General features: G+C 65.1%; 7 protein-coding genes. 1 reads left to right on the forward strand and 6 read right to left on the reverse strand.

The window, feature by feature from the left end; all coding sequences use genetic code 11:
• Positions 1-151: 151 nt before the first annotated feature.
• Positions 152-2,251, reverse strand: a complete 2,100-nt coding sequence (locus OUZ45_RS03620) for a M13 family metallopeptidase (RefSeq protein WP_266168551.1) — start codon at positions 2,249-2,251, stop codon at positions 152-154.
• 148 nt (positions 2,252-2,399) lie between these two features.
• Here OUZ45_RS03620 and OUZ45_RS03625 point away from each other — a divergent pair, with 148 nt between their 5' ends.
• Positions 2,400-3,170 (forward strand): DUF899 domain-containing protein, encoded by a 771-nt coding sequence (locus tag OUZ45_RS03625; protein WP_266168553.1) that lies wholly within the window; start codon positions 2,400-2,402, stop codon positions 3,168-3,170.
• 380 nt (positions 3,171-3,550) lie between these two features.
• On the opposite strand, the gene OUZ45_RS03630 is transcribed toward OUZ45_RS03625, so the two are convergent.
• The 5 genes from OUZ45_RS03630 to gshB form a co-directional block, all read right to left on the reverse strand.
• A complete protein-coding gene (locus OUZ45_RS03630; protein ID WP_266168554.1) occupies positions 3,551-4,477 on the reverse strand; it encodes an aspartate carbamoyltransferase catalytic subunit in 927 nt (308 codons plus the stop codon).
• A gap of 30 nt (positions 4,478-4,507) precedes the next feature.
• Positions 4,508-4,960 (reverse strand): Holliday junction resolvase RuvX, encoded by a 453-nt coding sequence (ruvX, locus tag OUZ45_RS03635; protein WP_266168555.1) that lies wholly within the window; start codon positions 4,958-4,960, stop codon positions 4,508-4,510.
• Positions 4,957-5,526, reverse strand: a complete 570-nt coding sequence (locus OUZ45_RS03640; protein ID WP_266168556.1) for a YqgE/AlgH family protein — start codon at positions 5,524-5,526, stop codon at positions 4,957-4,959. Before OUZ45_RS03640 ends, ruvX begins: the two co-directional genes overlap by 4 nt.
• 149 nt (positions 5,527-5,675) lie before the next feature.
• The gene (locus OUZ45_RS03645; protein WP_266168557.1) at positions 5,676-6,539 is read right to left on the reverse strand and encodes an energy transducer TonB; all 864 of its coding nucleotides are present in this window, start codon (positions 6,537-6,539) and stop codon (positions 5,676-5,678) included.
• A complete protein-coding gene (gene gshB / locus OUZ45_RS03650; RefSeq protein ID WP_266168558.1) occupies positions 6,536-7,498 on the reverse strand; it encodes a glutathione synthase in 963 nt (320 codons plus the stop codon). The genes OUZ45_RS03645 and gshB overlap by 4 nt, the downstream gene beginning before the upstream one ends.
• Positions 7,499-7,628: the final 130 nt, after the last annotated feature.

A 7,628-nucleotide genomic window follows, 5' to 3' on the forward strand; every position in this document is an offset into this window, starting at 1 on the left:
AGACCATGTCGCAGCTACGACTATAGGCTGATCCACGGCGTTCGCCAGTGCGCCCAGCTTGGTTTGGCGGCGGTTGCGGTCATGTGTTTCGCCCATGAAAAAGGCCGCACCCCGGGAGGTGCGGCCTCATCTGTTTCAGGTGTTGGCGGGCTTACCAGATCTTCACGCGGTCCTTCGGATCCAGGTAAAGCTTCTCGCCGGCCTTCGGCTTGAACGCGTCGTACCAGGCGTCGAGATTGCGCACGGTCTGCGCGCGGAACTGGCCTGGGGCGTGCTCGTTGGTGACTACCTGCTGGCGCAGTGCAGCGTCGCGGGTCTTGGTGCGCCAGGATTGCGCGAAGGCGAGGAAGAAGCGCTGGTCGCCGGTCAGGCCGTCGATCACCGCTGCCGGTTTGCCGCCCAGCGACTTCTGGTAGGCCGCATAGGCAATCGCCAGGCCGGACACGTCGGCAATGTTTTCGCCCAGCGTCTGCTGGCCGTTGAGGTGCAGGCCGGGCAGTGCCTCGTACGCGTTGAACTGCTCGGCCAGCCGCTGGCCGGCGGCTTTGAAGTGGGCCTGATCTTCCGGCGTCCACCAGTTGGCCAGGCGGCCCTGGGCGTCGAACTCGGCGCCGGTGTTGTCGAAGCTATGGCTGATCTCATGACCGATCACAGCGCCGATCGAACCGTAGTTGGCGGCGGCGTCGGCCTTGGGATCGAAGAACGGCGCTTCGAGAATCGCGGCGGGGAAGTTCAGCGCGTTCTGCAGCGGCAGGTTCACCGCATTGACGGTCTGCGGCGTCATCCACCACTCGGCACGATCCACCGGCTTGCCGAGCTTGGCCAGTTGGTGGTGATACTCATGCTGTTCGGCGCGCAGGTGATTGCCGAGGGCGTCGTCCGGACGGATCTCCAGCTTGCCGTAGTCGCGCCAGGTTTCCGGGTAGCCCACGCCGACCTTGAGCGTGGCGATCTTCGCTTTGGCCTTCTGCTTGGTGGCAGGTGTCATCCAGTCCAGCGTGTCCACGTGCTCGTCGAACGCGGCCATGATGTTGTGCACCATCTGCTGCACTTGCTGCTTGGACGACGCGGGGAAGTAGCGCTTCACATAGAGCTGGCCCACGGCGTCGCCCAGGTCATTGTTGGTGAAGCCGATGGCGCGCTTCCAGCGGTCACGCTGCTTGGGCGTGCCCTGCAGGGTGTGGCCGTAGAAGTCGAAGGCGAGGTCGGCATAGACCTTGGGTAGCAGGAGGGCGCTGTGATTGAGCGTGTGGAAGGTGAGGTAGTCCTTCCAGGTCTGCAGCGGCTCGCTTGCGGTCAGTGCGGAAAGCTTGGCGATGGCTTCCGGCTGCCAGGCGACGATGGTCTCTTGCTTGTCGAGGCCGGCGGCCTTGAAGTAAGCGGCCCAGTCCAGTCCCGGTGCACGCTTGGCGAACGACGACTCGGCCCACGGGTTGTTGGCCTTGTGCACGTCCTGGCTATCGACCACCGGCGCCTGCGCGCTGGCGATCTTGGTTTCCAGCGCGAGGATGGCCTTGGCCTTGGTATCCGCATCGGCCACGCCGGCCTGCTTGAGCAGCCCGGCGATATAGGCCTGGTACTGAGTGCGGAACTCGGCCATGGCCTTGTCGTCGGACAGGTAGTAATCGCGGCCGGGCATGCCCAGGCCGCCCTGCAGCAGGTAGGGCACGCTGTGTGACGGGTCGTCCATGTTCTGGCTGACGAACAGGCCGAACAGGTTTTCGGTGTTGAAGTTGGTGGCGTTGACCGGATCCACGTCGGCGCGCAGCGTGCCGCCGAGGACGCTGGCCAGATCGGCCGGTGACTTGATCGCGTCGATCTTGGCCAGTACCGGCTTGATCGGCTCCAGGCCATGTTTCTCGATGGCCGCTTCATCCATGAAAGCGGCGTAGTAATCGGCGATCTTGCGTGCGTTGGTACCGGCGGCCGGGTTGCTCTTGCCGGCGTCGCGAATCAGTTCGGCGTTGCGCTTCTCGGCCTTCTCGAACACCTTCAGGAACACACCGGTGCTGGAGCGGTCGGCCGGGATTTCGGCTGTCTTGGCCCAGGCGCCGTTGGCGTAGCTGTTGAAGTCATCGCCCGGCTTCACCGCGTGGTCGATACCGGCGAGATCCACACCCGACGCGCTGCGGGTTTCTTGCGCGGCGCTGTCGGTGGCCGGCACGGCTTGCTGCGGTGCGGCAGGCATGGCGGCCAGGGTGGAGGCGCCACCAAGAACGGCGGCGGTGAAAATCCAACGGATGCGCTGCATGGCGACGATTCCAGGGAGCAAAGGGACGCCAACGATAGCCGCCGGCCGTGGGTTTGTGGGGATGACGAATGGACTATCTTTCGATGTCGATCCTCGCATCGTTCGTTCGACATAGAGATAAGGCCGGCCTTTCCAGAGGAAGTAAGCCATGAATAACTCAGTCGTATCTCGCGATGAATGGTTGAAGGCGCGCACGGATTTGTTGGTCAGGGAGAAGGCGTTCACGCGCATGAAGGACGAGTTGAACGCGGCGCGACGCGCGCTGCCCTGGGTGAAGGTGGAGAAGCGCTATGTGTTTGACGGGCCCGCAGGCCCGCTATCGCTGGCCGATCTGTTCCAGGGGCGCAGCCAGCTTTTCATGAAGCACTTCATGATGGGGCCGGGGCAGCAGCATCAGTGTGTGGGTTGCGCCTTCGAGGTCGATCATCTCGAAGGGATTCTTGTGCATCTGGAGCACCACGATGTGTCGTACGTGGCGGTGGCGCGTGCACCCATTGAGGAAATAGAAGCGCTCCGCACCAGGATGGCGTGGCGCTTCCCGTTCGTCTCATCGTTCCATAGCGACTTCAACTACGACTTCAATGTGTCCTTCACGCCGGAGCAGTTGGCGGCGGGGAAGGCGTTCTACAACTTTCGCGAAACCGATCCGGGGTTGGAGGATCTTTCGGGCGACAGTGTCTTTTACAAAGACGCTGAAGGGCAGATCTTCCACACGTACTCGACGTTCGGGCGAGGCGGGGAGCAGTTTCTCGGTGCGTATGCGTTTCTTGATGTGATGCCGAAGGGGCGCGATGAGACGGGGCCTTATCGATCGTTGACGGATTGGGTGCGGCCACACGATATGTATGGCAAGCATGGAGTGGTTGAGGGGACTGGGCGATACCACGCAGAGGGATGTGGTTGTGTGGCGCATACGTGATGCGGGTTTGAGACGCCGTTGCTATTTCGTCACTCGGCGTAGACCCTGTCTCTTGTGCACAGCTCACATGTTTGAACTCCCTCTCCCCGCCGGGGAGAGGGTTGGGGTGAGGGGCGGGTGCTCGCATGAGCATGGCTCTTTGCCTTCGCCTCCTCTCCCCTTTGGGGAGATGATTGAGGTGAGGGGCGGGTGCTCGCGATAACCTTTCACTGTCGTCACACCGGCGTAGGCCGGGGTCCAGTGGCGTTGACGCTTCGATGTTCGCGTTATCGCGACCTGGCCGCTTATGCAGCGGGCATTCCGGACGCCTGCTGGCGACCGGTGAATGACCAGCGCAAGATTTCAGTGGGCGCTATCGCTATCGGCAAGCTAGGCAGTGCTCAGCGCGCCAGCACTTCGCCTAGCACGGCCATGCGTACGAAGACGCCGTTGCCGACTTGTTCGAGGATGCGGGATTGTGCGCCGTCGGCGACTTCGGAGGCGATTTCGGTGCCGCGGTTGATGGGGCCGGGGTGCATCACCATGCAGCCTTTGGCGGCGAGTGCCAGGCGGCGGTTGTCGAGGCCGAAGCGTTGGAAGTAGGCGGCTTCGTCGGGCAGGTCGGCGGCGGCCATGCGCTCTTTTTGCAGGCGAAGCATGATGACGGCGTCGGCGCCCTGGATGGCCTGGTCGAAGTCGGTGAAGCGTTCGCACTGGGGTAGTTCGGTGTCCGCCGGCATCAGCGCGGCGGGACCACACAGGCGGATGGTCTTGGTGCCGAGTGCGCTGAGTGCATGGACGTCCGAACGGGCCACGCGCGAGTGTTTCACGTCGCCGCAAATCACCACGGTGAGGTTTTCGAAATCGGGGCGGTGCTCGCGGATGGTCAGCGCGTCCAGCAGGCCCTGGGTGGGGTGAGCGCGACTGCCGTCGCCGGCGTTGACCACTGACACGCCGCTCATCGCGTGGCGCACCAGTTCATCAGGCGTGCCGGAGATTTTGTGGCGCACCACGATGGCGTCGAGGTGCATGGCTTCCAGCGTGTGCAGCGTGTCGTACAGCGCTTCGCCCTTGCTGGTGGAGGAGAAGCCGAGGTCGAAGTTGATCACGTCGGCGCCGAGGCGGCGTGCCGCGAGTTCGAACGACGTGCGCGTGCGCGTGGACGGCTCGAAGAACAGGTTGAGGATGGTGCGCCCGGCCAGCAGATCCAGCTTGCGGGTGCCGTGAGCGCAGGCGTCGCGCATGGACACGGCACGGTCGAGCAGACGCTCGATGGTGGCTCGCGGCAGGTTTTCGAGCGTGGTGAGGTGGCGCAGGCGTGAGGTCATGGGCGTTGTCGAGGGTCTGGGCGTCGAGGGTCAGGGATGGCTGAGGCCGTGAGCCGTCGGCTCGATGGGCTGGGCAAGCCAGCGCTCGAGGATCACGGCGGCGGCTTCGGCGTCGATGGTGGCGGCATCGCGGCGTTTCTTCAGTCCGGCGGCGCGCGCATCGGCAAAACGTTGCGCGGCTTCCTGCGAGCTGTGGCGTTCGTCGATCAAGGCGACCGGCAGGCGATAGCGTTCGCTCAAGCGTTCGGCGAGGCGGCGGGCGCCACGGCTGGCGGCTTGTTCTTCGCCTTCCAGCGTCAGCGGCAGGCCGATGACCAGGGTGTCCGGCAGCCATTCCTGACGCAGGGCGTCGAGCTTCTGCCAGTCGGGTTCGCCGTCGCGGACCGGGATGGCGGCGAGGGCGCGGGCAAGCCCCGTGAACCGGTTGCCGACCGCGACGCCGAGCAGGCGGCTGCCGTAGTCGAAACCGAACACACAGCTCATGCGTGACCTGCGTAGCCGGGCAGCTGCAGCGGGTCGACGCCGACCAGTCCTGCAGCGGCGCTCCAGCGTTCTTCCAGCGGTGTGTAGAACACCACGCGTTCATTGGCCTCGACGGTGAGCCAGGTGTTGTCCTTCAACTCTTGCTCGAGCTGTCCGGCGCTCCACCCGGCATAGCCCAGCGCCATCACGGCCTGGCGCGGCCCTTCGCCAGCGGCCATGGCGACCAGGATGTCGCGCGACGTGGTGACCGACCACTGGTCATTGATGCGGTAGCTCGATTCCCAATGGCCCGCCTCACGGTGCAGTACAAAGCCGCGCTCCTGCTGCACTGGCCCGCCGATCAACACCGGCAGGTCGGCGACTTCGGGGTCTTCGCACTCCAGCTTCATCTGCGCCAGCACATCGCCCAGCCGGTATTCGGACAACTGGTTCACCAGCAGGCCCACCGCGCCATCTTCGTCGTGCTGACAGATGAAGGCCACGCCGCGCGAAAACGGCGGCTCGATCAAACTGGGCATGGCGATCAGGAAATGGCCAGCGAGGGATGAGGGAGGCGTTGCGGTCATGCGGGCATTGTATGCGCAGGGGACGATAGATGCGTGTGAGGACGTTCAGGCGAAGCGGCGTCTGTAGGAGCGCACCCTGTGCGCGATGGGCGCTGAGCATCGGCGCTATCGCGCCGGGTCGCCCACAGGGTGGGCTCCTACAGTGCGGGTTATCTCGTATGCAGCACGTTGTTCGGCTGGAACTGCCAGGTGCGGGTGATATGCAGCTCGTCCACGCGCTCGCTGCCGGTGGGCAGGGGCGGGAAAGGGGCGGCGAGGCGCACGATGCGCTCGGCGGCCTTGTCCAGCAAAGGCTGGCCGGAACTGTTGATGATTTCGATGCTCATCACCTTGCCATCACGATTGAGGGTGACGGTGAGCAGCACGTCGCCGTGCAATTGCTGGCGGCGGGCGGCGTCGGGGTAGTTCAGGTTGCCGATGCGCTCCACCCGGTCCACCCAGCCGCGCATGTAGGCGGCGTAGGCGTATTCGCGGGTGGATGAGGAAATGAACTTCTTCTTCGGGCGCTTGGCGTAGGCCGCTTGCAGCTGGCGGCGCTCGGCCGCGAGCTGCGCCGCTTCCATCTGCATGCGGTCGGCGTCCGAGGTCGGCAGGTCGCTGTCCGCTTTCTCCGGGTGGGCGCTGTCGGAGTTCACGCTGAAACGGCTGTTGCCGGTGGTGGTCAGCAGCTTGGTGTCCGTGACCTCCTGCGGCTGGGTGGCCGTCGCCTGTTGCGCCTGCGCAGCCACCCCCGGGTCAGGCTTGGGCAGCGGGCCGGAGAACGGCTGTGAGGGGCGCGCCGCCTTGTCGCTCTCGCCGCCGCCGCGGTTACTGGCCTGGGCGAGGAAGTCGGCCTTGTCCGGCGCCTCGCGGTTGGCCACGTCCACCAGGGTCACGTCCAGCGTGGGCAGGCTGGGCTTCGGCTTGACGAAGTCGATGGTGATGCCCAGCAGCAGCACGCCGTGCAGCAGCAGCGAAAACAGCAGGGTGGCGCCGATCGGATCGCCGCCGGTGGTGCGGGGTGGGGTGCTCACGCAGAGACTGTCTCGATGACATCGAACAACTGGCCGGCAATATTAAGCCCGAATTGCTTGTCCAGCTCGCGCGCACACGTCGGCGATGTGACGTTGATCTCGGTGAGGTAGTCGCCGATCACGTCCAGCCCCACGAACAACAGGCCGCGGCGGCGCAGCTCGGGCGCCACCTGGGCCACGATCCAGCGGTCGCGATCCGACAGCGGCACGCCCTCGCCGCGACCGCCCGCGGCCAGGTTGCCGCGGAATTCGTTGCCCTGCGGAATACGGGCCAGCGCATACGGCACTGGCTCCCCATCGACGATCAGGATGCGTTTGTCGCCCGCGCTGATCTGCGGGATGTACTTCTGCGCCATCACCATGTGCCGCCCTTCACCGTGCGGGCCGCCAGCCAGCAGGGTCTCCAGCATCGAATTCAAGTTGGTGTCGCCGGCTTTGACGCGGAAGATGCCGCGCCCCCCCATGCCGTCCAGCGGCTTTAGCACTACCTCGCCGTGTTCGGCGGCGAAGCGGCGCAGCTCGGCCGGGTCGCGGGCTACCAGCGTGGGCGCCATGCACTGCGGGAAACTCAGCGCGTACATCTTCTCGTTGCAGTCGCGCAGGGCCTGGGGATCGTTGATCACCTTCACGCCGGCTCGCTGGGCCAGCTCCAGCACCATGGTGTCGTAGATGAACTGCGAATCGACCGGCGGGTCTTTGCGCATCAGCACCACGTCCAGCTCGCGCAGGTCACGCCACCGCGCCTCGCCGGGCGTGAACCAGCCGCTGGGGTCGTCCTTCACTCTCATCGGGGTCAGGCGCGCCCAGGGTTCGCCGTCACGCACCGCCAGGTCGCCCTGTTCCATGGTGTAGATCGCATGGCCGCGGTGCTGGGCCTCCAGCAGCATGGCAAAAGTAGTGTCCTTGGCGATCTTGAAGGCGCCGATAGGGTCCATCAGCACGGCGACCGAAAGGGTCATCGTCATTCTCCGGTAGTTGGGATGTTCTGATCTATTCAACGTAGGCGTCACCGCAGTGTCAGCTCGCCTGCGGCCCGGGCGTCGGCGAAGGCAGACTGGCTGTCTGTCGAGGCGGCGCCCGGGCCGCAGG

This window comes from Dyella subtropica (genome assembly GCF_026283965.1).
GTDB lineage: Bacteria > Pseudomonadota > Gammaproteobacteria > Xanthomonadales > Rhodanobacteraceae > Dyella_D > Dyella_D subtropica.

Excerpts from the sequence above, each read along its gene's own strand:
- OUZ45_RS03625 (WP_266168553.1), top strand. The coding sequence starts at position 2,400 with ATGAATAACTCAGTCGTATCTCGCGATGAATGGTTGAAGGCGCGCACG.
- gshB (WP_266168558.1), bottom strand. The coding sequence starts at position 7,498 with ATGACCCTTTCGGTCGCCGTGCTGATGGACCCTATCGGCGCCTTCAAG.
- OUZ45_RS03620 (WP_266168551.1), bottom strand. The coding sequence starts at position 2,251 with ATGCAGCGCATCCGTTGGATTTTCACCGCCGCCGTTCTTGGTGGCGCC.
- OUZ45_RS03640 (WP_266168556.1), bottom strand. The coding sequence starts at position 5,526 with ATGACCGCAACGCCTCCCTCATCCCTCGCTGGCCATTTCCTGATCGCC.
- ruvX (WP_266168555.1), bottom strand. The coding sequence starts at position 4,960 with ATGAGCTGTGTGTTCGGTTTCGACTACGGCAGCCGCCTGCTCGGCGTC.
- OUZ45_RS03630 (WP_266168554.1), bottom strand. The coding sequence starts at position 4,477 with ATGACCTCACGCCTGCGCCACCTCACCACGCTCGAAAACCTGCCGCGA.